This window comes from Gracilibacillus orientalis (genome assembly GCF_900114645.1).
Lineage (GTDB): Bacteria > Bacillota > Bacilli > Bacillales > Amphibacillaceae > Gracilibacillus > Gracilibacillus orientalis.
In genome coordinates, this window is sequence record NZ_FOTR01000001.1 from 638,468 (window position 1) to 657,685 (window position 19,218).

Genomic DNA, 19,218 nt, shown 5'->3' on the forward strand with positions numbered 1-19,218 from the left:
GTCTTTATGTTCCTGTACAAAACTCTATATCAGAGCTTGGGATATTAAACTCATAAGTAAAGTTTTGTAAGAGATAATCATACACTATATCAGTTGATACGCAAAACATCTCTTCATTCATGGTCTGAAGGGAAGAGTCTGCGTCAATACTTTGTAAATGTTCTCGGTTTAATGAACAAGAAGTCGGAAAATCTTCTCTTGGTAAACAGGGAGAGCCTGCAATCGTGACATTGCCTCTTGTTATGGACTGAATCTCAGCACAAAAAGATAAATGTACGGAAATTGATCCAAGATCTCCTTGATTATTGCACCCGAGTGTAACATCTCCAGAAAAAGAAGGAATTTTAACATCAATCGGTATATGACCTGGCGCGCATAAGATAAAGGACTGCGGGATTTTACAAGGAATTGGATTACTCACACATACATGATTATTTGAACTAATTCTAATGTTGATCAAACATTCAAAGAAGCCGTGTATCTGTTGTAAAATAACCTGTCTACCGTCGATTGTAATTGGTATATTTGTTCTTCGGGATTCGTGATAAGCTACGTCGGAACTATTTTGAATTTTTAATAAGTTATTAACGAGTTGGACTTGAATATCATTAGCGGAAGATGAACATGGATTACAGGGTAAACAAGGTGGATTTGTTGTAGTAGTAGAAGTAGAGGTTGTAGAGTTGGTTGTAAAAGTCATAGTTGATGTAGAAGTTGTCGTTGTCGTAGTAGTTGTCGTAGTAGTCGTTGTTGTGGTGGTTGGATCACAGACTTCAGGTAATTCACCTTGAAATAGAAAATTGTGCGTTTCAGTTGACCCTTCGAAGGAATCCGAAATTATGTTCCCTTCAATGTTACCACCTAGGCCATTATAATTTGATAATGGAGCGAGTATAGCACCTTTCACACTAATATTTTCTTGAAATAGATTCGTAGCTTCAGGAAAATTCCAAACGATAAATTCACCATCATCTCCAGTTGCCGCTACTCCATTTCTAAAAATAGAATAACTACCAAATCCAATGTTATCACCAAGAATATTTATTAAGATGGTAGATCCTACTGGTGAAATAATATTAATACCATTTAACTCATTAAGTGCTAATCCCGAACCAGCAATATTTGTTCCATCGATTGTAAAAATGTTTAAATTTGGATCAGTACCCGTTAAAACGAGTTGACCAAATTGAACTTCAGCTGATCCTGTCGGAGGTAACGCTCCCCATTCGGTTGCAGCACAAATTAAATAATCTTCTTCTGCTTCGAAATCAATAAGGTCTCCAATAAGAGGCTGGTCTGGTACACCGTTAACATTCGTCATGGTATATTGAATAACAGTACCGGTAGTGCTGATAAATGTGTTTCCATTATTTTGGCCTCCTGTAATATCAATGGATCCCCCGACAATTAAATCTGCCCGAATTGTAGAAATAGGTAATGAAGCACTGACAGCATAATTACTATAAATTGCATTTCCTCCAACAGCAACTCTTCCCTCAGAATCAGTATTATTCTGTATATGATCTCCAAACACAAATATGTTAAAGTCATTAGCTATTCCAAAATTTGTTGCCACTTCGCATTGCTCCTTTCCAATCGTTATAAAATCAAGTCATCTTAAACTCTAAGGAAGTATGTTAGCAGTTTATACATAATTGATATTTTTGTGTACAACTAGTGCCTATTTTGCTTGCTCAAGCGAAATTTGGTATATAAAACATTACCTAATCTGCATACAAGCTTACCTGCCCTGACATATGTTAAAATATTTGATTGCTAGAGATTTTTGGATAGAAAGGGTGCTAAAATGAAAATATTAATTGTTGGAGCAAGTGGAGTGATTGGTCAAGCAGTTGCGCAAGAGCTTGGAAAAAGACACGATATAATTCATGCAGGAAGAAATGGACGTGATGTAAGTGTGGATATTACGTCGATTGAAAGTATCAAAAAAATGTATGAACAGATTGGAAAAGTAGATGCAGTCATTAGTGCAACAGGCGGTGCCCATTTTGCTTCTGTTTCAGAATTAACACCAGAGTTAAATGATATAGCGATTGAAAGTAAACTGAAAGGACAAGTCAACTTGGTACTTTTAGGCATGAATTATGTGAATGATGGTGGAAGCTTTACATTAACAACAGGAATTATGATGGATGACCCTATCCCTCTAGGAGCATCAGCGGCGATGGCAAATGGTGCTGTTCGAGCATTTGTAAAATCATCATCTATTGAAATGCCAAGGGGAATCCGTATAAATAGTGTTAGTCCTAATGTATTGCAAGAGTCACTTGGAAAATATGGCGAATTCTTTAGAGGGTTTGAAGCAGTACCAGCAAGGCGCGTAGTTCTAGCATTCCAAAAAAGCGTTGAAGGCGCTCAGACTGGGCAAAGTTATCAAGTCTACTAATTCGCTAACTATATAAGTGAATAATGTAGTACCACAAAACAGAAGGAGTGTTCAGTCATGAATAAACGTTTAGCAATGTTAACGAATTGGTTAAATGAAGAGAATATTGACGTTCTATTTATCAATTCAATAGAAAATGTTTACTATCTATCAAATTTCTATACGGATCCACATTTTTGTTATAATGATAAAAAAAGGAAGTGATTATCGTTAGAAAAATTTTATTTTCATTTTTCATTCTAGGATGCCTTTTATTATTTGGGTGTAGTGAAGAAGATGAATTCGCTCGTAATTACACTCATTTAATGCCAAGTGAAAACAGTGATTATTCAATTTATTCAGTAGGTTATAAAATTAATCCAGAAGAACTAACAAACCAAGGGATAAATACTGATAATTATAAAATTATTTACGAAAGTTCGCTTGAAGGTGCAGATAATACGTATCCTAAATTAGAATTAAAAGAAGAGCCAGCATTTGTTGTTTTTGATAAAAATGGTCTAGTGTTAAAATCATATAATTTTGAATCTCTAATTAAACATTTAAAAGAATTTGATTCTGATAATTAGAAAAAGAATAAATTAAACATTGTGGTAGTTTAAGAAGGCGGCGTACCTCTGGTTGTTGGTAATTAAACGCTGTTCTTTCATTCACTTTTTATAAAATCTTATAATTCCTATTAAAACCCTTTATTAACGTAATAAAGGGTTTTTGCAATTCTACTAAAACAAGAGCTCTGGAGGTGATTAAGATCAAACCAAATAAAGTCTAGGAGCTTTATAAAGATATTGCTGCTAAGGTTTATCCACATTAATCCAAAACTAATGGGTCTGCCCCCTTTCTATGCGGATTTTGTCATAAGGATCATCTTCTTGTATTTCTTATTTGGCGGTAAATTTACACTTAATTAACAGAATAAGATAATGTCGTTTACAAATATCCATTATAATTATTATTGTCCGAAAGAAAGACATGCCATAAATTGTTCAAAAAAACAGGAGGTTATAACTATGAAGAATAAACTGAAGTCCTTAATTTGTGGCTCGCTCGCTGTAATCACACTATCACAGAGTATTATGGCCGTTTCAGCAGAGCCAAATAAACATAAAAGAGACGATGGCAGATGGATGACCGGCGAATATCATGTCCATACGGTACAGTCCAACGATGCGTCAGAGTCTTTCATGAACCTGGAAAATGTGCTGAATGCAGCCTTCCGCGAGAATCTTGACCAACTACCTCCTGGATCTGTAGCTAGTTTGACCTACGGAGATCCATTTGATTTTCTTGTCCTAACGGATCATTTGCGAAATTCACCAAGAGATCCAGATGGGAATGACAAGTCAACCGCACGGTGGGAAGCTATTCAAGATCAGCAAGCTAAGATTGACGAGCTAAAGGCATCTGGAAAATACGCTGGCAAGTTGATTTATCCTGGTTTTGAGTGGGACATGATGGGATTGGATCATGCTTCTGTCGCTATTATGGATTCCAAAAGTGATTCTGTCCCAATAGATGCGATTCATGAGTTTGAATGGAAATACAGCTATGATACAAGTGCGGATAGGTTTCATGCAAACGAAACCGAATTATGGGGAGCTCGACCGACAAAGGACGAGTTGAAGCCAAACAAGGAGAAAACCTTTGAAGCTATTCAATGGCTGAAGGACAACTATCCTGACAGCTTCGCATTGCCAAATCATCCGTCCAGACATAATGGAGGCGATGGAGAAGTGACGATAGAAGATCTCCGTAAAATGAATGACATTGCGCCAAACATCGCCTTTGGCATGGAGGGAATGCCGGGAAATCAGATGGCAGCAAGTCATAACCGAGCTGAGATGTCTGATATCTACGGTGGTGTGGATGCAATGGTCGCTCAGGTAGGAGGCGTATGGGATGCGTTGCTTGGTGAAGGTCGACATTTCTGGAATTTTTCTAATTCAGACTTCCACTTCAAAGTCAGCAGCAATCGTCAATACTCCAGCGGATACTGGCCAAGCGAGTACTCTAGAAACTATACATGGGTCGAGGGCGATGACTTCAAGGACGTCGTTGAGGGCATGCGTTCAGGTAAATCCTTCTCCGTATATGGGGATCTTATTAATGCACTAGATTTCACTGTAAAAAGTAAAAATAAGAAAGCTGAGATGGGAGAACATTTACAAGCAGATGACGGAAAAAAAACAACCATTTCCATTCGCTTTAAAAGTCCAGAGTACAACAACTATGTACCTATTAGCGACCACGAAACCTCCGTTACAAACAAGGTCAAGGTCGATCATATTGATTTAATCTCTGGTGAAGTAACGGGCAAGATTGATGAAAGCCAGTATGCCAGTAATAAAACGAATGATACGACTAAAGTCGTCAAGCGCTTTACTAAGGACGACTGGGGAAAACCTGATAAAAATGGTTATTATACTATTACTTACAAAGTAAAGGCTGATAAAGACCGATATTATCGTTTACGCGGCACAAACCTTGGTACCGATGTAGAAGGCTATACGAGTAACGGTGAACCATTGAAGGATCAATCTTTTGATTATGAGGGAACTCAAACACCAGAGCAGCATGAAGAGCGATTTAACAATATCAATGACCGTAACTACACAAGTATGTGGTTTTATTCAAACCCCATTTTTGTTGATGTAGTGGAGAAAAAGAACGCTCATTAAGTCTTTTAGGCTTTAGAATCAGGAAATAGGGAATGGTTTGATGTTACTGAAAATAGTTTAGCTTATTGGAAAAGGATGGTCCAAATGAAAGTTTGGGACCATCCTTTTTTCGAGTTTGCTGCTACTCTGCAATGTATAACCTTACCAAATCCAGGGTTCGCTTATTTAGTATTTATTCGATGGGCAAACATTGCAATGATACCGACTGAAATCCCAAAAACAATATACATAAATAAAACTGGAATTATTCCTTCGATTGTCATAGTATTATTTAGAATGATAACAGTAAGCATAAATAAAGTTATGAAAGTAAAGAACAAGCCTAATCCTATACTTTTTCTACGGAAAGCAGATATTCCAGACACTAACATATTTGCTGTTACCAAACCCAAAATTAATTGTATTAACGGAAGCAATAGTAACTCATCATTATGTGTAGTTAAAGCATAGCTTGAGAAAAATGTTGCGAATACTCCAATAATAATTGAAAAAAGTTTTTTTAATTCTTCTCATTTTTACTTTAAGTTTAAATCTTCACAATTTCTCTCTGTACGTCACAAAAAACGGAGTTAACAAAGAACCAATTATGAGCAGGGATAAACCTATGGCAAGTGTCACAAAGAAATTTTCGAAAGGTGAAAGAAAGTTAGTGAAAATTAACATCGGTACAATGATCAAAAATACACATGTGAACCGTCCAGAGATGGTTATTCTATGTTCTGTACCACATTTATTACACTCAATTGGTTTATATGACCAAACAAAAGAATTATAGATTTCCGCCCATCTAAAGTGCCTGTTGCATTTACTACATTTTTGCAAAATATCCCCCCTTTTTTTTATAAGAACTACCAAATCTTATAAGGACTTTATAAAAACTCCTCTAGTGAGACAAAGGAGCACATTTTCTTATTTCGGATAAGCACCCGTTTGCTTTACTTTTGCTTCCTTCTAGAACTTACACCAATAGTAGCTATGGAGCCACAATAGAAGTTTTCATCATATCAACTTCTTTTTCTTTTGACTCGTAAAATTATTTATGGCCCAATTGTTGAACAAACATTATTTTGCATTGCTATGTTTGCTGTCAATTTCTTTTGATATTTTCTCAGCCTGACCATTTAAGTAATTTATGCTAAAAAACCATAATACACTTATTCCTATATACCAAATTGCCAAAATACAAAGGTTATCTGTTATGTTATCCAATAAGGTCTTGGAAGTGAAAAAAAATCCCCAAGCAATTGATACTACTAAATAAATAATAGGTGCGATTATATGCACTAAAGCGTATAAAAATTTCTTAACTTTATACTTACTCAAAGACAACCCCCCCCTATTCATTATTACTGCCCTGTTACTTTAAGTGTCTCTTTTACAATCTCCGTTCATCTTACCATGAATTTTTACTCTTTTTTGAATTATTTACATTTTTGTCATAAAGTGAACCGCAAACTCTTAGGGTCTGTTTTATGTAACATAGCAGTTTCTCCATTCACTGTTATTTCTTCAACAGTTTGATTTTTGTAAAACAATTCAACTACTAATATATCTTTCTCATTTGTTGGAGCCATGCTCTTACATCTTTAACTTCTTGCGTTTAAATTTTAGGAACTCACTATTTCCTCTTTTTCAAAGATTCGATACAGTAGTAAGAAATTATTCTTCTCCAAAATGATTGATCAGTGGCGTTTTTTATCATTATTGAATATCTTCTTTTAACCCCAAAACAAGTTCCTGAAAATAACGAAATGGACTACTTATCCATAAATTACGATGATAGACAAAATGAATTTGTCTTTCTAAGTCTTGATTCTGGAATTCAATATATGATAAGTGATCCTCCTTTTCAATCAACCTTTTAGAAATAAGAGCAACTGCTTTACCGTAAGACAACATCTTAATTATCGTAGATACTGAGTCTAGTTGAATCATCTCCATTTTTAGCTTTTTCTCCTGTAACCACGATTTAGAGAAACGTCCTGTTGAACTGGATAGTCTGTGCACGAGTAGTGTTTGATCATATAAATCATTTTCTGCCAAAGCTGTCTTACCAGCAAACGAGTGGATCTTGCTAAAAGCTAATACAATCTTATCACTCGTGATTGGCTCATATACAAGGTCTGCCTCTTTATTACCCGTTTCCATCACTAAACCGCAATCCAGTTCTTGTAACAGCAGCCTCTTTTCTATTTCAGGGGCTGTTTTAACATCTAACGATACCTTTATTCTTGGGTAGCGTTCTGCCAGTTGATGAATAAGTTCTGGCATAAATAACTGAGCCGGTACACCACTTGCACCTAGTTTAATAGACCCTTTCTCTCCATTCTTATAATCTTCTACACTTTTTTCCAGTGCACTATTTGTTTGGCTTAACTGCTTGGCATAATGATAGAGCATTTCTCCCCCATCTGTGAGTCTGTATCCTCCAGCATTTGTGCGAAAAAGCTTAATGTCATAATCTTCTTCCAAAGATTTAACATGAAAAGAAACAGTAGGAGTAGATAAACCAAGTAATTTTGCTGTATCTGTCATTTTTCTCGTTTCTACCAATGTGATAAAAACATTTAATTTTTGAATATTCACTTTATCACCCTAAAGTATTTTAGATTTTATCTAACAATACATCAATTTTATCAGATTCTTTTTAATTTAATGTTAACAGTTAGTTAATATTTTCTAAACATTACTTCTCTACACTAAGAAGTGAGGAGAAAATGAGGAGAGGATAACATGATCATTCGCTTAAAAGACATCGAGAAGAAATATGACAATGTACAAGCAGTAAAGCCGATTGATGTAACGATAGAAGACACCTTTGTTACGATCCTCGGCCAATCAGGTTGTGGCAAAACGACCTTGTTAAAGATGTTAGCCGGGCTGACAGAACCTACATCTGGAGAAATCCTTTTTGATGACCAGACAATTTTTTCTAAATCACAGAAAATCAATGTGAAGCCGAACAAACGTGAAATTGCGATGGTATTTCAAGATTTCGGGCTTTGGCCCCACATGACTGTCTTTGAAAATGTCGCATTTGGTCTTCGAGGGAAGTTATCCAAGACAGAACGAGCTGATGTCGTTCGTGATGCATTGTTGAAAGTGAAGCTTGAGGCTAAAGCATCCATGAAACCAGGAGAATTATCAGGTGGCCAACAGCAACGAGTTGCATTGGCACGAGCTATCGCTGTTAATCCAAATCTTATCCTTTTCGATGAAGCTCTAAGTGCACTCGATGCGATTTTGCGTGAACAAATGCGTGAAGAGATTTTGACGATTGTACAATCGATTGGTTCACAAGCCATCTTTGTCACACACGATCAAACAGAAGCAATGGCTATGTCAGACAGCATGATTGTAATGGATACGGGAGATGTTGTACAAACAGGTTCACCTGAAGAAATCTATTACTCTCCAGCTAATCCATTTGTAGCTAACTTTATCGGAAAAACCAATTGGATAGAGGATAATGAGAGGATGATTCGTCCTGAAAACGTTCATCTCTATCCACAAAAAAATACGACATGTAGATCGGGGGTCATAAAAAAAAGCATGTATGCAGGAGACCGTTATGTAATCTTTGCCGAGACAAACGGCCAGTTGTGGAAGTTTTATGATAATCATCCTCATCAACAAGGAACTAACATTAAGCTTTATGTGCAAGAAAATAATATTCATTCTTTAACTAAACAGGAGGCATAACCATGAAAAAATTAAAATTAACTGCTATGGCAGGAATCTTTACATCCGCATTACTATTAAGTGCATGTGGTGCTGAATCCAATGAAGCTTCAGGCGCTGAAGATACTAATTCATCTGACGATAATACCATTACTGTTTATTCTGCCGGACCGGGTGGACTAGCAGAAAATATTCAAGAAGCCTTTGAAGAAGAAACGGGAATCCAAGTGGAAATGTTCCAAAGCACGACAGGAAAAATTTTATCCCGTTTAGAAGCGGAAGCAAATAACTCCGTTGCAGATGTTGTCGTACTTGCTTCTGTCCCATCTATGGAAGGATTAAAATCTGAAGATAAACTACAAGCATACCAATCTGAGAATGGCGACAGCATCAACTCGGAATGGAGCGATCCAGACAAACATTATTATGGATACAGTGCCGCTGCACTTGGTGTTGCTTATAACACAAGTCAAATCGAATCCCTTGATGCTGATTGGAATGAATTCAGTGAGCCAGAATGGCAAGGACGCGTAGCCATGCCTGATCCTACTTCTTCTGGATCTGCTGTTGACTTTCTATATGGTTTAACAAATGCAAATGAAGATGGTTGGGATACAGTTCAAAGCTGGATGGACAATGACTTGCTTATAGCCGGCGCTAACAAAGAAGCATTAAATACTGTCATTACTGGGGATAAAGATGTCGTCGTTTCCTCTGTAGATTATATGACATATAAAGCGAAAGATAGTGGTGAACCAATTGATATTTACTATCCTGAAAGTGGTACAGTGATCAGCCCTCGTGCTGCAGGAATTTTAGCGGATGCTCATAATGTGGATGGTGCACAAGCATTTATTGACTTCCTTTTATCTGACACTGCACAACAATTGGTTGCGGATGCTTATATTTTACCAGGCAATGATGCAATTGAATTAAATAATCGCGCTGCCTTAAGTGATATTCCAACGCTACCTTTAGAATTGGAAAATATTGAAGAGAAACAAACAAAAACATTAAATGAATTTTCAACTATGAATTAAGACTTCTATCACTATTAGTACACCTGTAGTGCTGAAGTAAACCATAATGGAGGAATTACGTATGATTGTACGTAGACATGCCCCTTTTACGGCTTTGTTTATCATACTTACTATATTAGCTATAGCACCACTTCTTGCGGTGCTGGGCTACACTTTTTTTGAAAATGGCACTTTGTCATTTGAATCATTACTATCCGTTTTACAAAACAATAGTATTGTAGAAACGATGCAAAACTCGTTATTACTCGGCCTTTATGTGATTGCCTTTACTACATGTATAGCACTCCCATTAGCCATCATTAGAACGAAAACTTTTCTAGTGAAAAGTGAATGGTTAGATATTGTATTTATCATTCCTTTTATGACACCACCGTATATCGGTTCAATGGGATGGATTTTGTTCATGCAGCACAATGGTTATTATGAGCAACTATTTTCTGCTGAAGCTCCTTTTTCCTTTTTTAGTGTAGCGGGAATGGTATTTATCATGAGCATGCACCTTTACCCATTTCTTTATTTAATGCTTAAAAACGCCTTAATGAGAATTGATGGTTCTTTCCAGGATGCAACATTGATTTATGGGGGTAACCCGGTTCTGAATTGGATTCGCGTCATATTGCCATTACTAATATCCAGTTATATCATGGCAGCCTTACTCGTCTTTATCAAAACATTAGCAGAATTCGGAACACCTGTCACTTTCGGTAAAAGAATCGGCTATGATGTCTTTACGACGGAGATCCATGCTTATTTATCACGTTGGCCAATTAATATTTCAGCCGCTACCAGCTTATCATTAGTATTGCTTACTGTCTGTATGGTGATCTGGTATATCCAGAACATTATCAGCCATAAATATACGTATGGCATTCATTCTGGTAAATCAGCAAGTTCGAGTCAACCGAAAGATTCGCTTTCTATTCGGATTTTCTCCACCGGATATGTACTTATCATATTAGGATTATCTATTGGAGTACCTTATTTTTCGATTATTGCTACCTCTTTGTTAAAAGTGCGTGGTGAGCCATTAAGTTTCAACAACTTAACAATCAGTCATTATGAAGAGCTTTTCACAATTGGCTCGTCTAGCTTCACAGCACTAATGAACAGCATTAACTTTGCCTTTGTAGCTTCTACTATAGCAGTTCTTATTGGATTTTGTATTGCACTATATGTGAGAGACGCCAAAAGGAAGCCACAACAGCTATTGGATTTTACCAGTCTGTTGTCCAATATTATTCCCGGTATTATCTTTGTCGTAGGTCTGATTCTATTCTGGAATGCAGCTTGGCTTCCAACGACGGTTTACAATACAAACTGGATGCCGATACTTACTTATATTGTGCTGTTCTTACCTTATTCTGTTCAATATACCAAATCAGCATTATCACAGCTTCACCCATCCATTCACCATTCCAATGCGGTGTTTGCCCAAAACAATAGGATGATTCTGTTAAAAGTATGGCTTCCACTATTAGGACAAGGGATTTTAGCCGGGTGGATGATGACCTTTATTATTTCTATGCGTGAGTTAGTTGGTTCCCTACTTATTCTTCCTCCATCAGTTGAAACTAGTGCCACCTTTATTTATAGCCAATTTGAACAAGGTGATGTATCAAAAGGAATGGCAATGGCGGTAATCACCGTACTGTTAACGGTACTCTGTATTTTTCTGATTGAACTTTTGCAACGAAAGGCATTACATACACAATAATGATTGATGTAACCGTCCTTGGAGGAGTAGGAGAATATGGTCGAAACTGCTTTTTAGTTACAGACCAAGCAACCAACACACGCATAATGCTTGATTGTGGCGTTCGAAATGGGAACCCGGAACTGTATCCACCAATCACTGAAGAAATAGCGCAATCCATTCAAGCTGTATTTATCTCACACGTTCATAACGATCACACCGGAGCACTACCATTATTAGCAGAAAAGGGCTTCACAGGTGACGTATGGATGAGTGAAGCAAGCTTAAAACAATTGCCAACCATCATTCCAAAATGGCAAGAAAAAGCACCTCATACATCGATAGACGATTTACATTTTCGCTCTTTTCCTCAAAATACAAGAGGAAAGCGAATGAAAATAACGGAGGATCTTTCTATTACTTGGGGCTATAGTGGGCACATGCTCGGAAGTGTATGGTATACCTTTTATCTAAGAGAACAATCTATCTTTTACTCTGGAGATATAGCACTTGCTTCTCCCCTGTTAGTTACGGATATGCCGGATAAGATTGCTTATGATATCGCATTGATAGACAGTGGACATGGCGCTCAAACGATGTCCTATGAAAATAGTATTACTAATATTGTGTCAGCGATGAAAGCTCCATCTGACAGATACCTAATTCCGATTACGATTTCAGGAAAAGCTTGTGATCTCTTATTCTCACTGTTTAAAGCACTTCCTGACCGAAACTTTTTTATCGATAATGCTTTATATGAACATTTACTTAGCTATCTGACGCACACAGATAACATATACAAAGAAACAATGGATCAATTAAAAGCAATGTTAGAAAGCAGACGTTTACAAATAAAGCAAGGAATGAAAAAAGCGGGTGTCTACTTATTATTAAGCAGTCCAAGTGGATTTCACGAAATAAAGACCAGTGTATATAAGGGTGAGCATTCCCCTTTTTATAAATCACATCCTGATCAGAAAGATGTAAAAGCATTAGTGAGAACAATCGATGCAAAGAAATATATTTTTTTCCATAGTAAACATCAAGATTTAGAAACTATTTTACATGCGTTACATTCAGAAAATTACTTTATTGGAGGGTTTGTACGATGAAAAAAATAATCGTTTTGTTTACCTTGTTGTTAGCTGTCATGGTTAGTGTTGCTACTCCATCCTATGCTGAAAGTGAAATTGAACCTGGTTATGAAGTGAAATTTAATCTTGATTTGGATTCTTTTCAAAGTACCAATGAAATGCTCGATATTTTCGACGCTGAACACGACGAAGATTTGATGGTCTATTATTTTGATACACCTGATCAGACATTTCGTGAGCTAGGATACATCCACCGTCTTCGTGTTTATGCAAGTGACAAGAAAACAAATATCACATACAAGAAAGTATTCCCAGGAGTGGCTATCACTGATGCGATTGAGGAAGCAAGTGCAAAAGATTTTCACGGTGATATGTCCAATTACAAATTTGAAAATGACCGAAAAGAGGGAATAGACACATTTTCAATAAGTCGCAAGGAGAAATTTGAGAAAAATGATTCATTACGCTTTGATCTAATTGATCCGCAGTACGCTGTTAACCTTTTCCAGGAAGAAGCTTCTAGAAAGTATAGGAATTGGGACGATGAAGACTGGTATCAAGAAACATTGGGCAACACTGTCCCTTATGGTCCAGCGTTAGCACACACCTACGAAGGTGATTTTCTTGATGTCGATGCAGATGTAGAGATTTGGTCTTATAAAGGCGAGAAAATCGTTGAGGTTTCAACGAAGACCTCCGAAAAAGATGAAGCAGATCAAATTGAAACAGCATGGTTCGAAGAGTTAACAGATTCAGGTTGGCTAAGTGATGAGCAATCCTCTAAAACCGGATTTGTAATGGATCGATAGTAATGTGACAGGGAGCCTCAAAACAGGCTCCCTTATTTACATCTAGGTACCATTATATTTTTCACTCATACCAAGCCTTTTTAGGCCTGTTTTCTGGAAACCCCACTTTTTTACGATAGGCTTTTCTTTCTTCAGTGAAATCAAACCATTGTTTATTACTCTTAGGATTATTTGCGTAGTTAACTACACAACGAATTTGGTCTTCAACACAACTATCTATCCATACACCTTGCTTTTGTTCTAATTGTTCAAAAAGTTCGGCACCATCCTTGTCCTTGATTTCTGATAATGAAATAATGTTTAACTGATAAACCAACCTTTCAGCTAATTTATATCCAACAGAAGGAACTTTTTGAAAAGCAGCTAACCCCTTTAAATTCTTAGCCTTTTCGACTGATATATTTAGCATCTGAGCAATTTGCTCTTTGTTAAAAGAATGTATTTCGCTAATTTTCACTTTTGCTCTTCTAAGTTTTAATCTTTCAACGTCTGTTAAAGGCAATTTAGTATTGGAACCCAATAATATCCCTCCTTTAGTATAAGTACATTTCCTCACACATTCTGTTAATCTATTCTATCATGATATGCAGTTAAACATCACAAAAAGCCACACCACCTCAAAATGGGAGTGGTGTGACTTTTTTTATGGTACATTTACTTTTTATAACCCGTTCTCTAGTTCAATATTAGTAAAAGTCGCCGTAGTGTAGTGGATTAACTGATTAGGGTTTTGTGAGCCATCGACTGCGAAGCCGATATAAATTTTGTTGGACATGTTAATTTGTTTCTGACCGACTTCCACCCAGTTTTCTCCGTCTTCAGAGGCATAACCTGTAATCTGATTGCCTTCCCGTTCTATTTTTAACCAATATGGAATGTCCGTATTTAAAAGTGATGGAATTCCATTCTCTTCCGGTCTGTCGTGTTCACCCGGAGCAACGATGTCAGTACCTTTCTCGTCTCTGGATGAGAAGTGGATAGCGTATAATGAATCTTGATTATCTGCTTTGATGACCGACGTACTAATCATTGCAGTTTCGGCATCCGGTGCTAGCTGATCCCTTACCATTAAACCGGAGATCGCATTATTGTTTAATTTGGTTATATCAGAAACTTTTGCGATTAAAGAACCATCACCTTTTAATTTCTGATAAGCAAATTGGAATTCATCTGTATCTCCCATTATACGGCCGGTACCTTTTACTGTTAAGGCATTATCTTCAAGACTGGCGTTACCTTTTACTTCCACATCCCCGATATCTTTCGATTTCCATTCACCACTTTGATTTTTCGTATTTACATAAATAGGTGCGGATGTTGTCTGGGTAGCATTACCATCTTTATCAATAGCTTTTGCAGAAACATACCAGGTCCCTTCTGGTGCATCTTCCCATGTAAAAGAGAAAGACCTTCCTGAACCTTCGCCAATTTTTTCATCATTTTGATAGTATTCCACTTTTTCAATATTTCCTTTGTTTGCCAAGTTCGCTTTAAATGTAATATCCTTACCTGCCTCATGTAAACTGTGCATAGCTGGAGACGCTAACTCAACCTCAGGATTTGCTGGTTCATGCTCCATATCTACTAATGAATTCAGATACAGTTCCAAATTAGAATATCCTGAATCAGTAATCTCTTTGCCATCTTCTGCATTTTCAGGATCAAGTCCATTTTCCAACTCCCATGCATCTGGCATTCCATCATGATCAGAATCTTGTGGCGCTTCCTCTGATTTCATTTCTGGGAAACCGCCTACCTCCCACTCATTATTAATGATACGACCAGTACCATCCTTAACATCATTCACGATTCTTGCATCTACTGGATCTCGTTTCGGCAAAGTTGCACCTGCTCTTTTTAACACAAGATCATATGCTTGTTCAGCAGGTTTTACATTTAATTCGTCCTGATAGGCGACAGGATAAGGTTCATCCCCAAACGTCACATCCTCTTTAATATCTTCTACCCCTAAATAATTATCAGCCGTTACTGCTTCATTATTATGCATCACATTACCTGCAATATAAAACCACCCTGGTTGACCATCTCGACCAGGACTGATAATACGTTGGCTGACATTGTCATACGTTGCCGGACCTGGTTTGTAGTAGTTATTGATAATGTTATTTTGCTGGTTTTCCCCGCCATACATCGAGTTAAATCCCCAATTATAAATAACGTTATTAACGAGCTCATCATTGGCTACCGGATTAATTGTATTTCCGCTATTACCAAGCGCGGGATTACGACTTATATGGGTTGCGATTAGATTATTACTGAACGTCGCATTGTGTCCGCCCCAGATCCCGCCATAGCCATGTCTGCCTTTTGAGTGTCCGGAGATGAGCAGGCTTTCACTAATCACACTCCATTGTACGGTTGTATTTTCATTTCGATATAAAGAAAAAGCTTCATCAATACCCCAACTTGCTGATACATGGTCAATAATCGCATCTTTTATATCCCGTCCACCAAATGCATCAAACTCTGTGTGAATATTGGCACTACCTGGACGAAATCTCATATATCTAATCACAAGATTTTCTGAATTACTTATATTGGTACCATATCCTGCAACTGTAATACCGTCACCTGGTGCAGTCTGACCTGCAATCGTCAGGTTTTTCCTGTTAATTCCTAGTGGCTGCTCCAAATGAATGGTACCGGATACTCGGAAAACTATTGTTCGATTATCCTCACTTACCGCATCCCGTAGTGACCCTTCAATCGGCTCTTCCTCTTCACCATAGTCTTCTGTTGTTGTTACTTCATACACATCATAACCTCTACCACCTGATGTATATTTCCCCCCGCCTTCTGCTCCAGGGAAAGCTAATACTTTCTCGTCCTCAGTTGCTTCTGCGTTTACAGCATCCACTTCCATCAAAGGGACAAGTAAAATCACGATGACACCAATCAACCAGATTTGTCGCATGTTTTTCAACTTTTTCATTCCACTATTCACCTCCATCATTTATTAGTTTAATTTTACCAATTGATAGATTACATTTTTTTACGCCTTGATAGTAAAACGCTTACAATTTTCTACTTCCTGTTCTCGATAGTTATTCGGTGACATACCAGTGAATTTCTTAAAAATTCTCCAGAAGTGGACATGATTGGTGTAACCGACTTTCTTTGTAATTTGATTGATTTTTAAATTAGTTTCCGTTAGTAATCTCTTCGCTTCCGTAATACGCACCGCATTCATGTATTCTGTGAAGCTACATCCAATAGATTGCTTGAATAACTTACTTATCGATTGCTCATGGAGAAAAAACTTGTCAGCAAGGATCGACAACGTGATGTCTTGATGGAAACGTTCATTTATATACGTAATCATACCATCTATTAATTCATGTTGATTACAAGTAGCCTTTGAATATTCCGACATGGACGTATGACTACAGATCAGACGTTTACATTCAATTAAAAATTGTGACAGGAGTAACTGTAAGTAACGATCACCACCAGTATTATCCATATGATATTCTTCTAACATTTTTTCTAGTATCATTTGAAATGTGGTCGGATTCTTAACTGAGAGCATAAGAGGGCCTCTTTTAAACAAAGTAGAAAGGAGGATTTGATCATCTTCCAAAAGGAAACAATCTCGGAAATTCAGAACAATTCGCTGATATTTATGATCATTGACGATCGTTTTATGTAGGATATTTTTATCAATCAGCATAATCGTATCTTTTATTGCTACAAATTTCTCACCGTTTATCAGGAAAACTTTCTCCCCTTCAAGTAAATAGAAAATCTCATAATCCTGATGAAGATGATAATTCTTCATATCGCGACTATTCTCATAACCACGGGAATAATCGATGTAAAAAGACCGGTTTCTTAAAGATACATTTACCTTCTCTGCCAAAACTATCCCTCCTCCAATTTTTCGGAAAGTAATTTCAGCATACCGAATTCCCACTCATATAGAAAGTGCAATAATACCTATGCCTAAGTAATTAATCCAATCAGAAAGACAAGGAAAATATCCCGCTTATTCTAATTAAAGCGGGACATTAAACTCATATAGTTACTCATTATATTCCTTAATCACGTCATTTCCTCCAGCCTCTTTCCACTTTTCAATTGCTTCGTCAAATCCTTTTTCATCAATTTCTCCCAAGATGTATTGATACGTAGCATCTTCGATAATTTGTTGTAATGAAGCAGCATTTTGATTGTACGTTTCAGAGTCCAGCCCGATTGTGAGATCATTGACAACATAGTTATCATTATCTTTGTATAATTTATTTGCTTTAGTGGCTGGCTCATAGTCGAAATAAGATTCATATCTGCCATTGGTAAGTGGTTCACCAATCTCAAATGGCGTATATGGCTTAATTTCGATATCAAATTTGTTCTGGTCAATTACTTTTGCCTGGTCATCCACTACTTCATAATGTACTCCTTCCTGTCCCCAAATGAGTAAATTAGCACCTTCTTCTGACATTAAATAATCAAAGAATTGAAGTACACTTTTCAGTTCATCTTCAGATTTTATGGAAGACTTTGGAAACAGGATAAGACTGCCATATCCAGGTATAGCACGGACGCCAAACTCCCCGTCTGGTCCTTCGATATAATTGTGTACATCAAATTCCACATCTGGATTGATGACCTTTGCATCCTGGTAAATGCCATGCACATCTTGCATGGATCCAATGTAAGCGCCTGCTGTTCCATTTTTCATCATTTCCTGTTGATCTGTCTTACTAGTTACCGGTGCATCTTTGTTCATATATCCATTGCTATGCAAATCTCTAAAGAAGTCCAATGTCTCTTTATATTCTGGAAACATAAATTCAGGTAACAACTGACCATCTTGTTCGCCCCATTTATTAGGTCCTCCAAGCCAGCTAGAAACCGTAACAAATGTTCCTAAATTCCCTCTATCCGTGAGACCAATTGTGTCATCTTCTCCATTACCATCCGGATCATCTTCCGTAAAAGCACGCAACATGTCATAAAATTCATTTGTAGTAGTAGGTGTGTCGATTCCTAAGTTGTCGGCCCAATCCTTTCTGTAAATAAGTCCTGAACGTGACAATGGACGCCCCATATATAAAGAGTATAATTTATTGTCCACTTTGGAGTTTTCCAATGTACTTTCTCGGAGCTTACTTAAATTTTCAAACTCCTCTAAGTACGGACCAATCTCCCAAAACTGTTCATCTCTAATTGCATCTTTAAATTGCGTAAATTGTTCTGTTTTGACTAGAACGGCGTGAGGTAACGAATTGGTGGAAAAAGCGGTGTTCACTCGTTCTTCATAGTTACCGTCTGGAATCCACTGAATCTCAAGTGCTGTATTCGTTTTTTCTTCTAGTAACTTCTCTAATTTATCTTGAGGTACCTCTGGTGTGTGGAGATTCAACATAATAGACAGTTCAAATGGTTCATCTGAATTGTTTGACTCATTACCATCAGAATTATTTTGTTCCTCTTTTGAAGTACTGTCATCACTACACGCTATTATAAATAAAAAGATGAATGATACCAGCAAAAGCATAATTAACTTTCTCATATTCCACTATCCTCTCCTATTTTGAATAAAGACTTCTATCCATTTGATTAACCCCGTGACACAAAATCTTGTGATGCAATTGACTACTCCCCTTTCCAATATCTCTTTGCAGTACTCTTGTTCCATTTAATATTGTTATTACTTTTATTTTACTAATTAAGAGGTTACATAATTTTATACTTTCATCGTATTTCGCTTACATTTCTAAATTTCTTTTTAAATTTTTAATAAAAATGATATAAATGAAGTGAATTGACATAATAATTATCTTATAATAGTA

At 36.9% G+C, this 19,218-nt stretch carries 18 protein-coding genes and 1 pseudogene; 10 read left to right on the forward strand and 9 right to left on the reverse strand.

Annotated features, from left to right (window positions below; translation table 11 throughout):
* Window positions 1-4: 4 nt before the first annotated feature.
* The gene (locus BM121_RS21945) at window positions 5-1,576 is read right to left on the reverse strand and encodes a BMQ_0737 family morphogenetic spore coat protein (protein ID WP_175495300.1); all 1,572 of its coding nucleotides are present in this window, start codon (window positions 1,574-1,576) and stop codon (window positions 5-7) included.
* A gap of 231 nt (window positions 1,577-1,807) precedes the next feature.
* On the opposite strand from BM121_RS21945, the gene BM121_RS03055 reads away from it, so the two are divergent.
* The 5 genes and pseudogenes from BM121_RS03055 to BM121_RS22245 all read left to right on the forward strand — a co-directional run bounded on the left by BM121_RS03055 (window position 1,808) and on the right by BM121_RS22245 (window position 5,535).
* The gene (locus tag BM121_RS03055) at window positions 1,808-2,407 is read left to right on the forward strand and encodes a short chain dehydrogenase (RefSeq protein WP_091480952.1); all 600 of its coding nucleotides are present in this window, start codon (window positions 1,808-1,810) and stop codon (window positions 2,405-2,407) included.
* Window positions 2,408-2,464: 57 nt separating this feature from the next.
* Window positions 2,465-2,581 (forward strand): annotated as a pseudogene (locus BM121_RS03060) (aminopeptidase P family N-terminal domain-containing protein); the annotation flags it as partial.
* A 26-nt stretch (window positions 2,582-2,607) separates the two neighbouring features.
* Window positions 2,608-2,976, forward strand: coding sequence for a hypothetical protein (locus tag BM121_RS03065; protein WP_139220237.1), 369 nt, complete (start codon window positions 2,608-2,610; stop codon window positions 2,974-2,976).
* A gap of 690 nt (window positions 2,977-3,666) precedes the next feature.
* Complete coding sequence (locus tag BM121_RS03070; RefSeq protein ID WP_245780712.1) at window positions 3,667-5,085, forward strand: CehA/McbA family metallohydrolase domain-containing protein; 1,419 nt, start codon at window positions 3,667-3,669, stop codon at window positions 5,083-5,085.
* 84 nt (window positions 5,086-5,169) lie between these two features.
* Window positions 5,170-5,535, forward strand: coding sequence for a hypothetical protein (locus BM121_RS22245; protein WP_091480960.1), 366 nt, complete (start codon window positions 5,170-5,172; stop codon window positions 5,533-5,535).
* 84 nt (window positions 5,536-5,619) lie between these two features.
* Here BM121_RS22245 and BM121_RS22640 read toward each other — a convergent pair whose 3' ends face one another.
* From BM121_RS22640 to BM121_RS03090, 4 genes are all read right to left on the reverse strand, one after another.
* The gene (locus BM121_RS22640) at window positions 5,620-5,940 is read right to left on the reverse strand and encodes a TIGR04104 family putative zinc finger protein (protein WP_091480962.1); all 321 of its coding nucleotides are present in this window, start codon (window positions 5,938-5,940) and stop codon (window positions 5,620-5,622) included.
* Window positions 5,941-6,147: 207 nt separating this feature from the next.
* On the reverse strand, window positions 6,148-6,408 hold the full coding sequence (locus BM121_RS03085; RefSeq protein WP_091480964.1) for a hypothetical protein: 261 nt from the start codon (window positions 6,406-6,408) through the stop codon (window positions 6,148-6,150).
* Between the two features lie 113 nt (window positions 6,409-6,521).
* Window positions 6,522-6,659: a hypothetical protein gene (locus BM121_RS21950; protein WP_175495302.1), complete on the reverse strand. Its 138-nt coding sequence runs from the start codon at window positions 6,657-6,659 to the stop codon at window positions 6,522-6,524.
* 127 nt (window positions 6,660-6,786) lie between these two features.
* On the reverse strand, window positions 6,787-7,671 hold the full coding sequence (locus BM121_RS03090; protein WP_091480966.1) for a LysR family transcriptional regulator: 885 nt from the start codon (window positions 7,669-7,671) through the stop codon (window positions 6,787-6,789).
* 147 nt (window positions 7,672-7,818) lie between these two features.
* Here BM121_RS03090 and BM121_RS03095 point away from each other — a divergent pair, with 147 nt between their 5' ends.
* The 5 genes from BM121_RS03095 to BM121_RS03115 all read left to right on the forward strand — a co-directional run bounded on the left by BM121_RS03095 (window position 7,819) and on the right by BM121_RS03115 (window position 13,402).
* The gene (locus BM121_RS03095) at window positions 7,819-8,787 is read left to right on the forward strand and encodes an ABC transporter ATP-binding protein (RefSeq protein WP_091480969.1); all 969 of its coding nucleotides are present in this window, start codon (window positions 7,819-7,821) and stop codon (window positions 8,785-8,787) included.
* Window positions 8,788-8,789: 2 nt separating this feature from the next.
* Window positions 8,790-9,806: an ABC transporter substrate-binding protein gene (locus BM121_RS03100; RefSeq protein ID WP_091480971.1), complete on the forward strand. Its 1,017-nt coding sequence runs from the start codon at window positions 8,790-8,792 to the stop codon at window positions 9,804-9,806.
* 61 nt (window positions 9,807-9,867) lie between these two features.
* Window positions 9,868-11,520 carry an ABC transporter permease gene (locus tag BM121_RS03105; RefSeq protein ID WP_091480972.1) on the forward strand — a complete coding sequence of 551 codons (1,653 nt, stop codon included), beginning with the start codon at window positions 9,868-9,870 and terminating at the stop codon, window positions 11,518-11,520.
* The gene (locus BM121_RS03110; RefSeq protein WP_091480973.1) at window positions 11,520-12,611 is read left to right on the forward strand and encodes an MBL fold metallo-hydrolase; all 1,092 of its coding nucleotides are present in this window, start codon (window positions 11,520-11,522) and stop codon (window positions 12,609-12,611) included. The genes BM121_RS03105 and BM121_RS03110 overlap by 1 nt, the downstream gene beginning before the upstream one ends.
* Entirely contained in the window at window positions 12,608-13,402 is a 795-nt protein-coding gene (locus BM121_RS03115) for a hypothetical protein (protein WP_091480974.1), read from the forward strand. Before BM121_RS03110 ends, BM121_RS03115 begins: the two co-directional genes overlap by 4 nt.
* 61 nt (window positions 13,403-13,463) lie before the next feature.
* Here the strand turns inward: BM121_RS03115 and BM121_RS03120 are convergent, their stop codons facing one another.
* The 4 genes from BM121_RS03120 to BM121_RS03135 all read right to left on the reverse strand — a co-directional run bounded on the left by BM121_RS03120 (window position 13,464) and on the right by BM121_RS03135 (window position 18,938).
* Complete coding sequence (locus BM121_RS03120) at window positions 13,464-13,922, reverse strand: helix-hairpin-helix domain-containing protein (RefSeq protein WP_091480977.1); 459 nt, start codon at window positions 13,920-13,922, stop codon at window positions 13,464-13,466.
* Window positions 13,923-14,063: 141 nt separating this feature from the next.
* Window positions 14,064-16,355, reverse strand: a complete 2,292-nt coding sequence (locus BM121_RS03125) for an Ig-like domain-containing protein (protein WP_091480979.1) — start codon at window positions 16,353-16,355, stop codon at window positions 14,064-14,066.
* Window positions 16,356-16,415: 60 nt separating this feature from the next.
* Window positions 16,416-17,282, reverse strand: a complete 867-nt coding sequence (locus tag BM121_RS03130; protein WP_091480982.1) for an AraC family transcriptional regulator — start codon at window positions 17,280-17,282, stop codon at window positions 16,416-16,418.
* A 162-nt stretch (window positions 17,283-17,444) separates the two neighbouring features.
* A complete protein-coding gene (locus BM121_RS03135) occupies window positions 17,445-18,938 on the reverse strand; it encodes an extracellular solute-binding protein (protein WP_091480985.1) in 1,494 nt (497 codons plus the stop codon).
* Between the last annotated feature and the right edge of the window lie 280 nt (window positions 18,939-19,218).

Bases quoted from the DNA above. Each gene is read 5' to 3' on its own strand.
- BM121_RS03055 (WP_091480952.1), top strand. From the start codon at position 1,808: ATGAAAATATTAATTGTTGGAGCAAGTGGAGTGATTGGTCAAGCAGTT.
- BM121_RS22245 (WP_091480960.1), top strand. From the start codon at position 5,170: ATGAAAGTTTGGGACCATCCTTTTTTCGAGTTTGCTGCTACTCTGCAA.
- BM121_RS21950 (WP_175495302.1), bottom strand. From the start codon at position 6,659: ATGGCTCCAACAAATGAGAAAGATATATTAGTAGTTGAATTGTTTTAC.
- BM121_RS03095 (WP_091480969.1), top strand. From the start codon at position 7,819: ATGATCATTCGCTTAAAAGACATCGAGAAGAAATATGACAATGTACAA.
- BM121_RS03100 (WP_091480971.1), top strand. From the start codon at position 8,790: ATGAAAAAATTAAAATTAACTGCTATGGCAGGAATCTTTACATCCGCA.
- BM121_RS03105 (WP_091480972.1), top strand. From the start codon at position 9,868: ATGATTGTACGTAGACATGCCCCTTTTACGGCTTTGTTTATCATACTT.
- BM121_RS03110 (WP_091480973.1), top strand. From the start codon at position 11,520: ATGATTGATGTAACCGTCCTTGGAGGAGTAGGAGAATATGGTCGAAAC.
- BM121_RS03115 (WP_091480974.1), top strand. From the start codon at position 12,608: ATGAAAAAAATAATCGTTTTGTTTACCTTGTTGTTAGCTGTCATGGTT.
- BM121_RS03125 (WP_091480979.1), bottom strand. From the start codon at position 16,355: ATGAAAAAGTTGAAAAACATGCGACAAATCTGGTTGATTGGTGTCATC.
- BM121_RS03135 (WP_091480985.1), bottom strand. From the start codon at position 18,938: ATGAGAAAGTTAATTATGCTTTTGCTGGTATCATTCATCTTTTTATTT.